Origin of the sequence: Mycobacterium sp. 852002-51152_SCH6134967 (assembly GCF_001667105.1) — a bacterium.
Classification (GTDB): domain Bacteria; phylum Actinomycetota; class Actinomycetes; order Mycobacteriales; family Mycobacteriaceae; genus Mycobacterium; species Mycobacterium neumannii_A.
The window spans coordinates 162,903-179,367 of the sequence record NZ_LZIK01000063.1; the positions used below are offsets into that span (position 1 = coordinate 162,903).

Below are 16,465 nucleotides of genomic sequence, written 5' to 3' on the forward strand. Positions count from 1 at the left end.
CTGGAATGCAATTTCGCGCAAGACGGGTAAGGGTCAGCCGCGGACCTCGACGTGGCCGTCGGCGGTGAGGCGCGTCGGGTAGACCGGCAGCGAGAACTCGGGATCGTCGAGGCACACGCCGTCATCGAGCGCGAAGGCCTGCTTCTTGATCGGTGACTGCACGGTCGGTCGGCCGCCGCGATCGCCGACGAGGCCGCGCGACATCACCGCCGCGCCTGAGAACGGATCAATGTTGCCGACCGCATGCAGCGACCCGTCGTCCAGCCGGAACAGCGCCGCCTGGCTGCCGTCGGCGAGTAACACGCCGACCCCGCGGTTCGGGATCAGGAAGTCGTAGCGGCAGGCTGTCGTCCAGACCTGGATATCGTTGAGAGTTGTCATCTTTGGGGCACCTTCGGCATTCCGATGGGGACGGGCACCTTGCGGCCGGACCGCTCGGTGAACTCGACTGTGGGGTCAGCGACGTCCGGGGCGTTGACGAACGACACGAAGCGCGACAGCTTGTTCGGGTCGTCGAGTACGCCCTTCCATTCGCATGCGTAGCCCTCGACGTGGCGGGCCATCGCGGCCTCGAATTCGGCTGCCAAGCCCAGGGAGTCGTTGCAGACGACATCGCGGAGATGGTCCAGTCCCCCGTCCATCGCCTCCAGCCACGGCGCAGTGCGCTGCAACCGGTCGGCGGTGCGGATGTAGAACATCAGGAACCTGTCGATGTACCGGATCAACGTCTCGTCGTCGAGGTCGCCAGCCAGCAGCTGCGCGTGTCGGGGCGACATGCCGCCGTTGCCGCAGACGTAAAGATTCCAACCTTGTTCGGTGGCGATGACGCCGACGTCTTTGCTCTGCGCCTCCGCGCATTCGCGCGCGCATCCCGACACCGCCATCTTGATCTTGTGTGGTGCGCGAAGCCCGCGGTAGCGCTTCTCGATTTCGACGGCCATGTCGACGGAATCCTGCTGGCCGTAGCGACACCATGTGGAGCCGACACAGCTCTTGACGGTGCGCAACGACTTACCGTAGGCGTGCCCGGACTCCATGCCGCCGTCGACGAGGCGGCGCCAGATCTCGGGAAGCTGGTCGACGCGGGCGCCGAACATGTCGATGCGCTGTCCGCCGGTGATCTTGGTGTACAGGCCGAAGTCCCTGGCGATCTCGCCGATCAGGATCAGCTGCTCCGGTGTGATCTCACCGCCCGGTGACCGTGGCACCACCGAGTAGCTGCCGTTGCGCTGGATGTTGGCCAGGAAGTGGTCGTTGGAGTCCTGCAGCGAGGCCTGCTCCCCGTCGAGGATGTGCTCGCTGCTCGTCGAGGCCAGGATCGACGCAACCACCGGTTTGCAGATGTCGCAACCCTTTCCGGTGCCGAACCTCTCGATCAACCCGGAGAACGTGCGGATCTCGGTGGCGCTGATGATCTCGAACAACTCGGCGCGCGACTGCGAGAAGTGTTCGCACAGCGCCTTGGACTGTTCGACGCCCTCGGCTTCCAGCAGCTGCTTGAGCAGCGGCACGCACGAACCGCAGGAGGTGCCCGCGAGCGTGCACTTCTTCAGGCCGGGCACGTCGGCGCATCCGCCGCTGATGGCCTCCTTCAGGTCACCCTTGGTGACGTTGTTGCAGGAGCAGATCTGCGCGATGTCGGGCAGCGCGCCGACGCCCAAAGCCGGTGCGTCGCCGTCGGAGGCGGGTGCGATCAGCGACAGCGGGTCACCGGGCAGCTCGCTGGCGACCATCGGACGCAGCACACCGTAGGCCGACGCGTCACCGACGAGGATCCCGCCCAACAGGGTCTTGGCGTCATCGGAGAGCACCAGCTTCGCGTAGGTCTGCTTGACCGGGTCGTTGACCACGACGTTCAAGCAGTTGGGCGTATGGCCCTGGGCATCGCCGAAGCTGGCCACGTCGACGCCGAGCAGTTTGAGCTTGGTCGACATGTCGGCTTCCGGGAACTCGGCGGCGCCACCGAGCAGGCGATCGGCCACCACCTCCGCGCTCGTGTAGCCGGGGCCGACGAGCCCGTAGCAGCGGCCCTCGATCGCGGCCACCTCGCCGATGGCGTAGATGTCGGGATCGCTTGTGGCGCAGGATAGGTCGGTCAGCACACCACCGCGCTGGGCGATGTCCAGGCCCGCTTCGCGAGCGAGTTCGTCGCGCGGGCGCACGCCGGCGGCGAACACGATCAGACCGGTGTCGAGATGGCTTCCGTCGTTGAGGGACAACCGCACTGAGTCGTCCTGGTCGGATTTGCGCAGCGGCCGGTTGCGCTGTGCCGGCGCGATGGTTTCGGTGCCCACACCGGTGTGCACCTCGATGCCCAGGCTCTTGACCATCCTGCTCAGCAGTGCGCCGCCTGCCTCGTCGAGCTGTGCGGCCATCAGATGGGGCGCCATCTCGACGACGTGGGTCTTCAACCCGAACGCGCGCAGCGCATTCGCCGCTTCCAGGCCGAGCAGGCCACCGCCGATCACCACACCGACGGGCGCCTTCGACGCGAGTGCCGTTTCGGCGCCTGCCCGGATCGCGTCGAGGTCGTCGAGGGTCCGATAGACGTGGCAGGCCGGCAGGTCGCGGCCCGGCACCGGCGGCACGAACGCATACGAGCCGGTCGCCAACACCAAGGCGTCGTACGGAATGCGGGAACCCTCAGCGGTCAGCACCGCCTTGTCCGTCCGGTCGATCCCGGTGACCCGCGTGCCCAGCCGCAGCTCGACCAGCTCGTCATCCGGGTAGTCGTTGCCCGCGAGCGCCAACCGGCTGCGGTCCCAGTGTTCGGTGTACCCGGTGAGCCCGACCCGGTCGTAGGCGGCGTCGGCCTCCTCGGCGAGGATCGTCACCCGCCACTGGCCGTCGGCGTCACGGGACCGCAGCGCCTCGACGAATCGGTGACCGACCATGCCGTGGCCGACCACGACCACGTTTCTTGTTGACCGCATGCCGCCGACGCTAAGCAGCCGATATTGCCGCAATGTCGCCTCGTGTGAAGCAGCGATCACGGTGTGCTCACATCAACCCGCGGCCGCTGTGAGCCCGATGCTGCGGCTTCGCTCGCGGCGAACGACCTAGCGGAATATGAGTGTGGGTGACTCAAGTTTTACTGATTGAGAAACCGGCACAGTGCCGGTTCGACAGCGAGGAGGGCAGACATGAGCACTTTGGCATTACGCACTCGTCCCACGTGGGATCTGGACCGTTGGGTACGCGACTTCTTCGGTCCCGCGACCGCTGAAAGCTGGGCCGCGGGGGCGTTCACCCCCGCCGCGGAAATCGTCAGGGAGGGCGACGACGCGCTCGTCCGCGTCGAGCTTCCGGGCCTCGACGTCGAGAAGGATGTGAACGTCGAGGTCGACCGGGGCTACCTCGTGATCCACGGCGAACGTCGCGACGAGCGGTCCGAAGAGACTGATGGCCGCACGCTTCGCGAGGTGCGGTACGGGTCGTTCCGTCGATCGTTCAAGCTCCCCGAGCACGTCACCGGCCAGGACATCAAGGCCGAGTACGACACCGGTGTGCTGACGGTGCGGATCCCCGACGCCCACAAGGGCCGCCAGACGCAGCGCATCGCGATCGAAAACAAGTAAGCACCTCGATACGGCAGCCGGTGGAACTTCGGTTCCACCGGCTTCGTCGTCTCAACGCTCGGTCGTCGTGGGGGCCGCGGCGGTGGTGGTCGGCGGTGGCTCCGGTGCCCTGATCTCGGTCGTCTCCACGCTCGGCATCGTGTAGCTGGGGGTGGTTGTCGTCGTGGTGGTGTACGACAGCGGAATCGACGTCGCCGCCGGCGGCGGCACCGAAGCGGGCACCCTGGCCGCGTCCGAGGTGCGGACCACCGCGTAGATCAGGATCGCCACCAGGACCGCCGCGACCACGCCCGCAGCCATCACCAGCGACTGGTCGTCCTGCCAGTTCAAATCGTCGTCGGGCACGTCTTTCGTCCTAGACCCAGCGCTGCAACAGTTCCTTGGCCTGTGCCGACAGCGCGCGCTGCAGGAACGGTCCGAAGCTGACTCGCGCCACACCGAGCGGCCCGAACGACGCGGGGTCGTCCTGGTCGGGCAGCCCGATCGCGTTCACCGGCAGAGGTAACTCGGATGTCAAGCGCCGCAACGTGTCCGGATCATGCCGGCCGACGGGGTAGAGCACGTCGGCTCCTGCGGCGGCGGCTTCGGTCAACCGCGCGATCGCGCGATCGACCCGGTCGGACTCGTCGCCGTCCTGGCGCAGGAACAAGTCCGTGCGCGCGTTGATCACCACGTGCACGCCGGTCGCGTCCGCCGCCTCACGCAGCGCGCCGACGAGTTCCGCGTGCTCGGTCGCCGAGCGCAACCGGCCATCCTCGCTGTGCACGGTGTCTTCGATGTTGAACCCGACCCCGCCCGCCTCCAGCAGGCCGTCGATGAGCCGCGCGGGCGGCTGGGCATAGCCGGACTCGAGGTCGACCGAGACCGGCACGTCGACGGCAGCGGTGATCTGCTTGACGCGGGCGATCACGTCGTCGAACGACATGCCCTCCTGGTCCGGTTTACCGACGGAATCGGCCAGCGGATGGCTTCCGACGGTGAGCGCAGCAAATCCTTCGTCGACCGCCAGCCGGGCCGACCAGGCGTCCCAGACGGTTGGCAGGATCACCGGGTTCCCCGGTACGTGTAAGGCCAGCAGGGCCTCGGCCCGCTCTTGCAGGACTTGGTCGGGCATCGGGCCGTCTCCTTTTAGTTTGACGTGATCTGTCTCACGGTGCACTGCATGATGGAGCTAGCATCGGGTGTCGTACTGTGATGCCTGACACCCTTCAGCCCAAGGAGGTCAATTGTCCAGCACTACCGAACTTGCCGAGCTGCACGAGCTAATCGGAAGCCTGCGGCGGTGCGTGACATCGTTGGCGTCGAGGTACGGGGACACCCCCGCGACGCGTCGGATCGTCAACGACGCCGAACGCATCCTCAACGACATCGACCGTCTCGACATTGACGCCGAAGAGCTGGAGCTGACCCGAGGCGTGGTGCACCACCACGCCGGAGACCGCATCCCGATCCCGGACACCCAGTACGACACCGATTTCTGGCGCGGCGTCGATGACGAAGGGCTCGGCGGCGTCCGCTGACGCGGACCCCCGGGCACCGGGACAACTCAACACCGAAAGGCAACAGTGAGCGCACCCACCGCCGACCGCAAGGCGACCGGCGTCTTTTCGCCGAGCCGTGCCGAGATTCCGCAACGCACGCTGCGCACCGACCGGTGGTGGCAGTCACCGCTGATCGTGAACCTGGGCTTCGCGGCCTTCCTGATCTACGCCACGGTGCGGGCGTTCATGCAGAAGTGGTACTACGTAGCCGACTACCACTACTTGACGCCGTTCTACTCGCCGTGTCTGGCGAAGTGGAACGCCGCCGAGCAGTCCGGGTGTATCCCGGAGTCCAGCCACTTCGGCCAGTTCCTGCCCGATGTGTGGTGGCTGCCTTACGCGGCGGTGTCGCTGCCGTTCCTGCTGCTGTTCCGCTTGACCTGCTACTACTACCGCGGCGCCTACTACCGGTCGGTGTGGCAGTCGCCGACGGCTTGTGCGGTGCCGGAACCTCGGGCGCACTACACGGGCGAGACGCGGCTGCCGCTGATCATCCAGAACACCCACCGCTACTTCTTCTACATCGCCGTGCTCATCTCGCTGATCAACACCTACGACGCGATCGCGGCGTTCCACTCGCCCTCGGGTTTCGGATTCGGCTTGGGCAACGTGATTCTCGTCGGCAACGTGATCCTGCTGTGGACGTACACGGTGTCGTGCCACTCCTGCCGTCACGTCGCCGGCGGCCGCCTCAAGCACTTCTCCAAACATCCTGTGCGGTACTGGATGTGGACCCAGATCAGCAGGCTCAACGTGCGCCACAAGCAGTATGCGTGGATCACCCTCGGCACGCTGATGCTGACCGACTTCTACATCATGTTGGTGGCCAGCGGTGCCATCTCCGACCTGAGATTCATTGGCTGAGCGCCTAATTCAATCGGTAGTGAGGTTTTCTTAATGGCGGAACTGGAACGGCACTCCTACGACGTCGTCGTGATCGGCGCCGGCGGTGCGGGTTTACGCGCGGTCATCGAGGCGCGCGAACGCGGCCTGAAGGTCGCGGTGATCACGAAGTCGTTGTTCGGCAAGGCCCATACGGTGATGGCCGAGGGCGGCTGCGCCGCGGCGATGGGCAACGCGAACCCGAAGGACAACTGGCAGGTCCACTTCAAGGACACCATGCGCGGCGGGAAGTTCCTCAACAACTGGCGCATGGCCGAGTTGCACGCCAAGGAAGCCCCGGATCGGGTGTGGGAGCTGGAGACCTACGGCGCGCTCTTCGACCGCACCAAGGACGGAAAGATCAGCCAGCGCAACTTCGGTGGGCACACCTATCCGCGGCTGGCGCACGTCGGTGACCGCACCGGCCTGGAGATCATCCGCACCCTGCAGCAGAAGATCGTTTCGTTGCAGCAGGAAGACAAAGAGGAGTTCGGCGACTACGAGGCGCGCATTCGGGTCTTCCACGAGTGCACGGTCACCGACCTCATCAAGGACGGCGATCGGATCGCGGGCGCGTTCGGCTACTACCGCGAAGGCGGCAACTTCGTCCTGTTCGAGACGCCGGCCGTGGTGTTGGCGACCGGTGGAATCGGCAAGTCCTACAAGGTGACGTCGAACTCATGGGAGTACACCGGCGACGGCCACGCGCTGGCACTGCGGGCGGGCGCGACTCTGATCAACATGGAGTTCGTCCAGTTCCACCCCACCGGCATGGTCTGGCCGCCCAGCGTCAAGGGCATCCTCGTCACCGAGGGTGTGCGCGGCGACGGCGGAGTGCTGAAGAACTCCGATGGCAAGCGCTTCATGTTCGACTACATCCCGGCGGTGTTCAAAGGCCAGTACGCCGAGAGCATGGAGGAAGCCGACCAGTGGCTCAAGGACAACGACTCCGCGCGGCGCACCCCTGACCTGCTGCCCCGCGACGAGGTGGCCCGTGCGATCAACTCCGAGGTGAAGGCCGAGCGCGGCACCCCGCACGGCGGCGTCTACCTCGACATCGCGTCGCGGCTGCCGGCCGAGGAGATCAAGCGGCGGCTGCCGTCGATGTACCACCAGTTCATGGAGCTGGCCGAGGTCGACATCACCAAAGAGCCCATGGAAGTCGGGCCGACGTGCCACTACGTCATGGGCGGCATCGAGGTCGACCCGGACACGGGTGCGGCCAAGACGCCGGGACTGTTCGCCGCGGGTGAGTGTTCGGGCGGCATGCACGGCTCGAACCGGCTGGGTGGCAACTCGCTGTCGGACCTGTTGGTGTTCGGCAGGCGCGCCGGCATGGGCGCGGCCGACTACGTGCGCGCGCTCGGTGAGCGCCCGACGGTATCCGACGCGGCGGTCGAGGAATCGACCAAGTTGGCGCTGCATCCGTTCGAGGGCCCGTCCAACGGCGACAACGCCGAGAACCCGTACACTCTGCAGCTGGACCTGCAGGACACGATGAACAGCCTGGTCGGCATCATCCGTAAATCCGACGAGATCACCGAGGCCATCGACAAGCTCAAGGAGCTGCGCGAGCGGTACAAGCGGGTTCGGGTCGAGGGTGGCCGACATTTCAACCCGGGTTGGCACCTGGCCATCGACCTGCGCAACATGATCCTGGTCAGCGAGTGCATCGCCAAGGCCGCGCTGGAGCGCACCGAAAGCCGCGGCGGGCACACCCGCGACGACTATCCGTCGATGGAATCCGAGTGGCGCAAGACGCTGCTGGTGTGCCGCGCCGAAGGTGAGACCGTGGTTCCCGACATCGACATCACCAGGCAGGACCAGGTGCCGATGCGCGACGACCTGCTGGAGCTGATCGACATCGAAGAGTTGGAGAAGTACTTCACCCCCGAAGAACTCGCCAACCACTCGTCTAGGAGAGACGCATGAGCTACCAGGCAAAGATGCGAGTGTGGCGTGGCGACGACAACGCCGGCGCGCTGCAGGACTACTCGGTTGAGGTCAACGAGGGTGAGGTGGTGCTCGACATCATCCACCGGCTGCAGCAGACCCAGACCGGCGACCTGGCCGTGCGCTGGAACTGCAAGGCAGGCAAGTGCGGATCCTGCTCGGCGGAGATCAACGGCAGGCCCCGTCTGCTGTGTATGACGCGGATGTCGACCTTCGCCGAAAACGAGGTCATCACCGTGACTCCCCTGCGCACCTTTCCGGTGATCCGCGATCTGGTGACCGACGTGTCGTTCAACTATCAGAAGGCCAGGGAGATCCCGGCGTTCACGCCGCCGAAGGACCTGCAGCCCGGCGAATACCGAATGGCGCAGGAGGACGTCAACCGGTCACAGGAGTTCCGCAAGTGCATCGAGTGCTTCCTGTGCCAGAACGTCTGCCACGTGATCCGCGATCATGAGGAGAACAAAGAGGCGTTCGCCGGCCCGCGGTACCTGATGCGTCAGGCCGAACTCGACATGCATCCGCTCGACGTGCACGAGCGGCGCGCCGAGGATGCGCAGGAAGTGCACGGTCTGGGCTATTGCAACATCACCAAGTGCTGCACCGAGGTCTGCCCCGAACACATCAAGATCACCGACAATGCGCTGATCCCGATGAAGGAGCGGGCCGCCGACCGCAAGTACGACCCGGTGGTGTGGCTCGGCGACAAGCTTTTCCGGCGACGGTAGGAGCCGGAACAAACAGCTTGAGCCGGCGACGGTAGAGCCGGGAACTTCACTGACGGGTTGATCGCATGCACGAGTTACTTGCGATCAACCCGTTAAGGCTCTCCGCCGTGCAGCGGGGCGACGGCAGGCCGTTGACGGGCACGATTCCGCAGGTACCCTGCGGGTAGCGGCCAATCAACGACGAAAGGTTGCATCGTGGCACTTCGACACCCGCATAGCATCAACGACATTCGCACCGCGATCCGCGAGCTCAGCACCCGCGCGGTCCTCGCCCGCAAGGAAGGCCGAGCCGCCGACGCGGACGAGCTGGAGCGACGGGTGGCCGGGTATCGCGAGGAGCTCAGCGCGCGGCCCTGATCCGACGGCTTTGGTGCATCACCGATCGCTGAGCGACCGGTAGCGCACCCAGATCAGCCGTTGCCGAGGCGGCGGAACGTACTGCGGTGGAACACGATCGGCGCGACGTCGGCATGCACGGTGATGTCGCAGACCCGAAGAATCACGATCGTGTGATCGCCGGCGGGGACGAGTTGCTCGATCACGCTTTCCAGCCATACCGCGGTGCCGTCGATGAAGACCGCGCCGGATTCTCGCGACACGGTGTGCAGGCCGGCGAAACGATCACCGGTCTTGGCGGCCAGCATCCGCGCGGCTTCGTCGTGTGCTTCGCCGAGCACACTGATCCCCAGTGACGGGACTTCCTTGAGCCTGGGCCACGTCTCGGAGGTGTTCTGGACGCAGAACGACACCAGCGGCGGGTCGAGCGAGACCGGAACGAAGGTGCTCGCGGCCAGTCCGATACGGGTGCCTTCCATCTCCGCGGCGATCGCGATGACACCGGACGGGAAGTGCCCGAACGCTTCGCGAAGTGTCGCCGGGCTCAGATCAGTTGCGCTCATATCCCGTCCATCTTCACACGCGACCGCACGCGGCGGCCACGTCCGGCCCGCTGACCGGACCGCGATACGTCGTGGACGCGGCACCTGGTGACGGTCGGAATCGGCGTGACGGCAACCGGTAACGTGACGCCCATGCTCGAGCCGCCAGCGGATGACCGGTAGGTCGGGGAATCGACGAACATATGTGGATACCGCTCCTCTTGATGGCACTTGCGGTCAGTCTGGAGCCGTTCCGCGTCGGCATGACGGTCGTGATGCTCAATCGCCCACGGCCTGCACTCCACTTACTCGCGTTTATCATCGGCGGTTTCGTCATGGGCATCTCAGTCGGCGCCATCGTGCTGTTCGTGCTGCGCCCACCGCTTGCCTCCGGAAATTCGACGCTTCCGTGGGTGCAGATCGTTGTGGGCGCGGTCGTTCTGATCAACGCTGCGTTGGTGTACACGGGGATCGTTGGACGTTCCGGTGGCATCGCGTCCCCCGGCCCCCTGACTCGGATGTCGGCGCACCTTGCGGCACGGGCTCGACGACTGCTGGACAGCCGGTCGCTGTGGACAGCGGGCGTCGCGGGCCTCGGCATCGCCCTGCCGTCGGTCGATTACCTGGCAGCGCTGGCACTTATCGTCGCCTCCGGAACTGCGGCGACAATCCAGTTCGGTGCACTAATCCTGTTCAACGTGGTGGCATTCGCGCTCGTAGAGATTCCGCTGCTGTGCTACCTGGTGGCCCCGGACCGCACGCGCGCGACACTGTCCGCGCTCTACGACTGGGTGCGGGAGCAAGGCCGACGCGGAGTCTCTCTGCTGTTGGTGGCCGTGGGAGGCGTGCTGCTTGCTGTAGGCTTCGCCGGCCTGTAACGGGGGCAGCGGCTAAGGGGCGTTCTTCAAGACGTATTGCATCCCGGCCAGCATCTGCGAGAGCGGATCAGCGGCGCCGCCAAAGGCGGCCTGGGTCGCAGGCGCCGTGACGGCCGCAGGGTCGTAACCGTTACCCGGAGCCACGGTGATGGGCGCGGTCAGCGGATTGTCGGCTCGCGAGTATCCCGCATCCACGTAAGGCTGCAGCACCGCATCGAGCTTGAGCAGCGTCTCTTCGGGGACCCCGACGTATTTGAACGGCAGAACCAACGGAAGGTGCTCCTCGGGGATGAAGTAGGTGGTTGTCTTCGCGCCCCGTGAGTTGACAGTCGTTCGGATGTTCTGCGGCGGCACCATGCTCGGTTTGGTGAACGCCACCGAGGTGTGACCGGACGCGAGGCCAGCAAGCGCATTGATGATTGACATCCAGTTGTCCGGCCGGTCCGGCCAGTCGGCGATGCTGTCATACGCGGTGACGAACTGATAGGTGTCGTACTGGCTCTCCACGGGCGGCGGGACCCGATAGTCGAGGAACGGCGTCAGGGTTCCCACCGGGAACGAACGCGTCAGAAAGCTCTCACCGAACGCGTGCCGCGCCACCGGGTCGCCGTACATCGCGAAGCTCAACTGATCCGGGGGCGGGGCGGCAGGGTCGTACGCGAGTCGCGCCTGGACCTCATTGAGCACCATTGCGCCCTCGGATAACCCAAGGACTGTGCCGGGCCCGCCCTCCCGGATCGCATTGATGACGTTCGGCGCTCCTACGTCGACCGATTCCGCGACGCTGGGGCCGTCGAGACCCGCTCCGGGCATGATTTCGTCGTCAAGTCGACCGATGCCCGGGAACAGTCGTTCCAGGGTGTGACCCTGCACCTGTCCGGAGGGATAGTCGACGATCTGACGGTCCAGTCCCGGAAACCAGTCCGCGCCGGTACGCATGATGTATTCGTCATAGGGGATGCCCAGTACGCGGGCGCCGCCAAGGGCGTAACCCTTCCCTGGGGTTCCCTTAGGCAGGGGAACGTTCGCCGGGTTGTCAGGTGTAGGCGGTACGAACGGCGGTTCGTCGGCTATAGCGATGCCGATTCCGAAACAACCTGTCGTGCCGATCGTGGCGAGCGTGACGCCGAGTGCGAGAAGTCGTTTCATGGCTTTCTGATACGCCTCCGCCCTATTCGGCTTCAGTGCGATGCACCTTACTCCAGTCATCGGCTTCCTCAGGCGTCCAATCGATGGAATTCATTGCGTCGATACTGCTCGGCGCACGCAGAGCGACGGATCTTGCCGCTCGTCGTCGTAGGAATGTCCCCGGGAGCCACCAAGACGAGGTCTGCCACGCTGAGACCGTGCGTATTCGATATTGCGGCAGTGACATCGCTCTTGACGGCGTTCAGCGAGCGCTTCGCCGTATCGTCGAGCTCACCCGGGGTCTTGACCTCGACGACGGTGACGAGTTTTTCGGTACTGCCCAAGGGAACCGATATCGCCGCGGCGCGACCGCGAGTGATCTCTTGAATTGTCGCTTCAATATCCTCGGGGTAATAGTTGCGACCACGGATGATTAGCAGATCCTTGATGCGGCCGACGATGAACAACTCGCCCTCGTAGGCGAAGCCGAGGTCTCCAGTGCGCAGCCATGGTCCGTCCGGCGTGCCAGGTGATGGGTCGACAAGGGTTGCGCCGAAGCAGCTCTGCTCCCCAACCGATTTGCGCCAGTAGCCCTCGGCGACGTTTTCTCCGTGAACCCAGATCTCCCCGACCACGTCCGCCGCACACTCCTGGTGCGTCTGGACGTCGACGATCCGTATCGACGGGGATTGGGGCGTCCGATACTTCACCAGCCCCGTCCCTTCCCCGGATCCGCAGGGTTGAACGCGGCCAACACCCAGCGCCTCCGCGTCGAAGTGAGCCGCGGGCGACGATTCACTCCACGTGCCCGTCGCGACGAAGACCGTCGCCTCGGCCAACCCGTACGCAGGGCGCATCATGTGGTCGCGGAAATTGAAATGCGCGAATCGATCGACGAAGCGATGCAAGGTCGCCGGTTCCACCCGTTCCGCGCCGCTGATGATGCCCACCACCCCGCCGAGGTCGAGTCCATTCAAATCTTCGTCAGACGTCTTGCGCGCGGCTAGGTCGAAGGCGAAGTTGGGTGCCGATGACCACGCGTGCGGGTTTTCGGCCAGCGCACGCATCCATCGGGCCGGTCTTTCCAGGAACGCAACGGGGCTCATCAGCGCAGCGCGACGACCGCACAAAATCGGGGCACAGACTCCCAACACCAGACCCATGTCGTGGTAGAACGGCAGCCACGACACGAGCGTGGCGTCCTGTGGGAGTGGAGAGTCCGCAAAAAAGCTCTTCATCAGCTGCTCGAAATTCACGGTGAGATTGCGATGCGAAACCATGACTCCCGTCGGTAGCCGGGTCGAGCCCGAGCTGTACTGCAAATACGCAACGGAGGGCCACTCGTCCGGCGCAACACTTACGTCGTTCTCGGCTTCGATGTTCAGTGCATCGATCTCGATGATCTGCGGTGCGGCCTTCTCGCGAGCCACATTCACGAAATCGCGGACGTGGTCTCCAGCCGCTGACGTCGTGAGGACGACCGACGGCTCAGTGTCGGCAAGTACCGCTCTAACTCTCTCGTGACCGGAACCGGGGTGCGGCAAGGGGAGCGGCACCGCCATCAGTCCAGCCTGCATGGACCCCAGGAATGCCAGGATGTACTCGAGACTCTGCGGGGCCAGGATCACGGCCCTGTCGCCGGGCGAGCCATGGCGCCGAATTTCGTGTGCCACGTTCGTTGTTCGTCGTGCCAGTTGCGACCAAGTGACACTCTGGGCAACCGCCGAGGCGTCGATGTAATCAGTGAACGTGAATGCGATTTCATCGGGTCGCAGGCTGGCTCGTCCGTGCAGCATCGACAGAATCGATGACTGGGTCGTGGTAGTCACAATCCTGGCTGCTCCGTTTGTTGTTTCAATATCTGACCTGTGGCGCTGGGCCAGCGTCTGCTAGGTGACCTCGGCCGGCATCCGCGTGTTCGACGATGACGGCCGAATCCGTGAGGGCCACCAGTTCGCCTTCCCAATCAGCGCGGCGACGGCAGGAACCGTGATAGTGCGAACCACGAAGGTGTCTAGCAAGATCCCCACGCCGATCACGAAACCACCCTGGACCACGGTGCCGATACTGGAAAACAGAAGCCCGGCCATTGAGGCGGCGAAAATCAGGCCCGCCGCGGTGATTACACCACCAGTCGAGCTCAAGGTGCGAATGACGCCAAAACGCACGCTGTGGGGCGATTCGTCCCGCAGACGCGACACGAAGAGCATGTTGTAATCGGCGCCCACTGCGACCAGCACCACGAACGCCAGCGGAGGCACGCTCCAATGCAACTCCTCGTCGAGAATCACTTGGAACGTCAAGACGCCGAGACCGATAGCTGCGAAGTAGGAGACCACGACCGAAGCGACGAGATAAAGCGGAGCGACGATCGAACGCAAGAGCACGATTAACGTCAGCATGACGACGATGAGTGCCATGACGATGATGAATCGGATGTCGTTCTGGTAGTAGTCGCGCGTGTCCCGCAGAGCGGTGGGAAATCCGCCCATCGATATCGACGCGTCTGCGAGGGCAGTGTTGGGCTGAGCCCCGCGGGCGATGTCATTGATCGTCTTGACCTGATCCATCGCCTCAGAACTGAACGGGTTGAGTTTGGTCTGCACCAAATACCTCACCGAGCGGCCGTCTGGCGAGACGAAAGCCTCGGCGGCTTTCCTGAACTCCACTGAGTCCAGCACCTGGGGCGGGATATTGAACCCTGCCATCGACGAGTCTGCCGCGTCGTGCCGCATCGTCATCAAGAAATCCGATGCCTGGTCGAGGCCTGTAGCCACCAGCTTGACCTGCTTGACAAGTTCGTCGACTCCGTCGGCCACTTGCTGGCTTCCCCCGGCCAGGCGGGCGGCACCCTTCTGCAGATCGGACAGACCTTCTTCAATACCACCCGGTTTGTCCAGCCCCATTTCACTGACCGCCTCGCCGACGGCGGTGAGCGCGCCGTTGAGCTTGTTCATCGTGGCCTTGAAGGCCTGCTCGTTCTCGACGCTCTGCAATTCGCCCGCGAGCTGATTGATCTCATTCCGGCTTCCGTCGTTATTTTCATCTACCACGCGCTGGAACTGGGCACGGGTGGCTCTGCAAGACGGATCGGCATCGCAGACCGCGTTGCCATCGAGCGCAAACAGGACGGGACCCATCCAGGCGAACATGTCCTCGACGGCGGCGAATCTCATGCCCGAGGCGGTTCCGAGCTTGTTGAGGCTGTCGATGAGCTGCGCTGCGATTTCGACGTACCGCACTAAGGTGTCGCCGCTGTACTGAGTTTTCACCGACGAGACCGTTTCCAGCAGACTCTTGATACTCGGCGCGATTGAATCGATCTGTGCACGAACGTCGACCAGGGAGTCGGCCAGCGTGTTGGCGCCGGTTGCCAGTTCGTCCAAGTCGTCTGTGCGCTGCCCGATCTGGGCGGAGCCCGCGGACAACCGGTCACCGACGAGTCCCGCCTGGAATGTCGCCCGGAACTCCCTGGGTACCTCTCCCAGCGGTCGTGTGACACCGCTGACCACAGAGACATCGGGCAGTTGCGCGATGCGCGACGCCATTTGCTCCAAGTCCGCGAGGGCACGTGGTGTGCGTAGATCGTGCGGGGACTGAATGAGTATGTATTGCGGGATTGATTGGCTGATCGGGAAATGACGTTCCAGTGCCGCGTATCCGACCGAGCTCGCCGCTGACGCCGCCACGGCTTCGCGATCGTCATAGTTGAACCGCGCGGACATTGCGAAGCTGGCCAGAAGAATCAAGACGAGCAGACTCACAACAAGGTGCGGCACGGGTCGGCGCACTATCCGTATACCCGAGCGTCGCCAAAACTGCGCCGTCAGTTCGCGCCTCGGTCTAACCCACCCACGAGGTCCGGCGATCATCAAGATTGCCGGCAGCAGGGTTATTGCGGCTAGGAAAGCGATGCCGATCCCTATCGCCGACGAGACCCCTATCGTCTTGAACACGCCCATTTGAGTGAAGCTCATCAGCAGAAAGGTGATGCCTACAGTGGCGGCAGATGCGGTGATCACCTTGCCGATCGAGACCAGCGCGGCTGTGACCGCTCGCTCGATATCGACACCTGTCCGGAGATAGTCGTGGAAGCGGCTGATGAGGAATACTGCGTAATCGGTTCCGGCACCCGCCATGATCGCGCTGAGGAAGACGATGGACTGGTTCGAGACACCCGAACCTGTCAGCTCGGAAAAACCGGCTACGACGGCCTGCGCGATAAGTATCGACGAGCCAATGGTGACCAATGGCAGCAACATGGTGACCAAGCTGCGGTACACCAACAACAACACGGTAAGGACCAGGACAGCGATCGCGATCTCGATCGGCAGGCGATCGTGCTGGCCGGCGACGGTGAGGTCGGCGACTGTAGCTGCGGGACCGGTGACGTAGACGGTGAGGGCTCCGGTCACGTCCTTTCCGCCGACGTTATGCCTGATGACGTCGGACACCCGATTGAATGACTCGAAGCCCCGCGGTGTCCCCAGCTCGCCCTCCAGGCTGACTGGCAGTACCCAGGTCGTCTTGTCTTCGCTCGTCAGAAAAGGGCGCAGCTGTGGCGTGCTCAGGAAATCCTGCACCGATACGACGTCGGTGACGTCGTCGCGCAGCGCATCCACCACCTTGCGGTAGGTGGTTTCGTTGGCAGGCACCAGCCCGGCTTCGTTGATGAATGCGATCACTAAGAGGTTGTCCGAGCCCGACTCGTCGAAAGCCTCTGCCATCCGTTTGGCGGTGACGCTCGACGGTGCATCGTCGGGCAAGATGACGAGCGGGTGTTTCTCGGCCATCTCATCGAGGGATGGGAGTGCCAGCGGCAGCGCCAACGCCATCGCGAGCCAGACCCCGATCACCACCCAGGGCCACCGCACGACGAGATGGGCTAACCGCCGCATA

At 64.3% G+C, this 16,465-nt stretch carries 15 protein-coding genes; 7 read left to right on the plus strand and 8 right to left on the minus strand.

The window, feature by feature from the left end:
- Positions 1 to 33: 33 nt before the first annotated feature.
- Together nirD and nirB are read right to left on the minus strand one after the other, a co-directional pair.
- A complete protein-coding gene (gene nirD, locus A5790_RS19740) occupies positions 34 to 381 on the minus strand; it encodes a nitrite reductase small subunit NirD (RefSeq protein ID WP_066848012.1) in 348 nt (115 codons plus the stop codon).
- Positions 378 to 2,933 carry a nitrite reductase large subunit NirB gene (gene nirB, locus A5790_RS19745; RefSeq protein WP_066848356.1) on the minus strand — a complete coding sequence of 852 codons (2,556 nt, stop codon included), beginning with the start codon at positions 2,931 to 2,933 and terminating at the stop codon, positions 378 to 380. Before nirB ends, nirD begins: the two co-directional genes overlap by 4 nt.
- A 210-nt stretch (positions 2,934 to 3,143) precedes the next feature.
- Here nirB and A5790_RS19750 point away from each other — a divergent pair, with 210 nt between their 5' ends.
- Entirely contained in the window at positions 3,144 to 3,578 is a 435-nt protein-coding gene (locus A5790_RS19750) for an Hsp20/alpha crystallin family protein (protein WP_066848014.1), read from the plus strand.
- A gap of 51 nt (positions 3,579 to 3,629) precedes the next feature.
- Here the strand turns inward: A5790_RS19750 and A5790_RS19755 are convergent, their stop codons facing one another.
- Both A5790_RS19755 and A5790_RS19760 read right to left on the minus strand, forming a co-directional pair.
- Positions 3,630 to 3,923 carry a hypothetical protein gene (locus A5790_RS19755; RefSeq protein ID WP_066848017.1) on the minus strand — a complete coding sequence of 98 codons (294 nt, stop codon included), beginning with the start codon at positions 3,921 to 3,923 and terminating at the stop codon, positions 3,630 to 3,632.
- A gap of 10 nt (positions 3,924 to 3,933) precedes the next feature.
- Entirely contained in the window at positions 3,934 to 4,692 is a 759-nt protein-coding gene (locus A5790_RS19760) for an isocitrate lyase/phosphoenolpyruvate mutase family protein (protein WP_066848020.1), read from the minus strand.
- Positions 4,693 to 4,804: 112 nt separating this feature from the next.
- Between A5790_RS19760 and A5790_RS19765 the strand changes: the two genes are divergently transcribed.
- The 5 genes from A5790_RS19765 to A5790_RS26040 all read left to right on the plus strand — a co-directional run bounded on the left by A5790_RS19765 (position 4,805) and on the right by A5790_RS26040 (position 9,039).
- A complete protein-coding gene (locus tag A5790_RS19765; RefSeq protein ID WP_066848023.1) occupies positions 4,805 to 5,098 on the plus strand; it encodes a hypothetical protein in 294 nt (97 codons plus the stop codon).
- A gap of 45 nt (positions 5,099 to 5,143) precedes the next feature.
- A complete protein-coding gene (locus tag A5790_RS19770) occupies positions 5,144 to 5,983 on the plus strand; it encodes a hypothetical protein (protein WP_064399957.1) in 840 nt (279 codons plus the stop codon).
- A 33-nt stretch (positions 5,984 to 6,016) separates the two neighbouring features.
- Positions 6,017 to 7,933 carry a fumarate reductase/succinate dehydrogenase flavoprotein subunit gene (locus A5790_RS19775; RefSeq protein ID WP_066848025.1) on the plus strand — a complete coding sequence of 639 codons (1,917 nt, stop codon included), beginning with the start codon at positions 6,017 to 6,019 and terminating at the stop codon, positions 7,931 to 7,933.
- The gene (locus tag A5790_RS19780) at positions 7,930 to 8,682 is read left to right on the plus strand and encodes a succinate dehydrogenase/fumarate reductase iron-sulfur subunit (protein WP_066848028.1); all 753 of its coding nucleotides are present in this window, start codon (positions 7,930 to 7,932) and stop codon (positions 8,680 to 8,682) included. Before A5790_RS19775 ends, A5790_RS19780 begins: the two co-directional genes overlap by 4 nt.
- 195 nt (positions 8,683 to 8,877) lie before the next feature.
- Positions 8,878 to 9,039 carry a hypothetical protein gene (locus A5790_RS26040; protein WP_094292676.1) on the plus strand — a complete coding sequence of 54 codons (162 nt, stop codon included), beginning with the start codon at positions 8,878 to 8,880 and terminating at the stop codon, positions 9,037 to 9,039.
- A 53-nt stretch (positions 9,040 to 9,092) separates the two neighbouring features.
- Here the strand turns inward: A5790_RS26040 and A5790_RS19785 are convergent, their stop codons facing one another.
- Positions 9,093 to 9,581, minus strand: coding sequence for a flavin reductase family protein (locus tag A5790_RS19785; protein ID WP_066848030.1), 489 nt, complete (start codon positions 9,579 to 9,581; stop codon positions 9,093 to 9,095).
- Positions 9,582 to 9,763: 182 nt separating this feature from the next.
- On the opposite strand from A5790_RS19785, the gene A5790_RS19790 reads away from it, so the two are divergent.
- On the plus strand, positions 9,764 to 10,438 hold the full coding sequence (locus A5790_RS19790) for a GAP family protein (protein ID WP_066848032.1): 675 nt from the start codon (positions 9,764 to 9,766) through the stop codon (positions 10,436 to 10,438).
- 12 nt (positions 10,439 to 10,450) lie between these two features.
- On the opposite strand, the gene pe is transcribed toward A5790_RS19790, so the two are convergent.
- From pe to A5790_RS19805, 3 genes are all read right to left on the minus strand, one after another.
- Positions 10,451 to 11,587: an acyltransferase PE gene (gene pe / locus A5790_RS19795; protein WP_066848033.1), complete on the minus strand. Its 1,137-nt coding sequence runs from the start codon at positions 11,585 to 11,587 to the stop codon at positions 10,451 to 10,453.
- A gap of 68 nt (positions 11,588 to 11,655) precedes the next feature.
- Positions 11,656 to 13,395, minus strand: a complete 1,740-nt coding sequence (locus A5790_RS19800; RefSeq protein WP_082961798.1) for an AMP-binding protein — start codon at positions 13,393 to 13,395, stop codon at positions 11,656 to 11,658.
- Positions 13,396 to 13,455: 60 nt separating this feature from the next.
- The gene (locus tag A5790_RS19805) at positions 13,456 to 16,464 is read right to left on the minus strand and encodes an RND family transporter (protein WP_066848037.1); all 3,009 of its coding nucleotides are present in this window, start codon (positions 16,462 to 16,464) and stop codon (positions 13,456 to 13,458) included.
- Position 16,465: the final 1 nt, after the last annotated feature.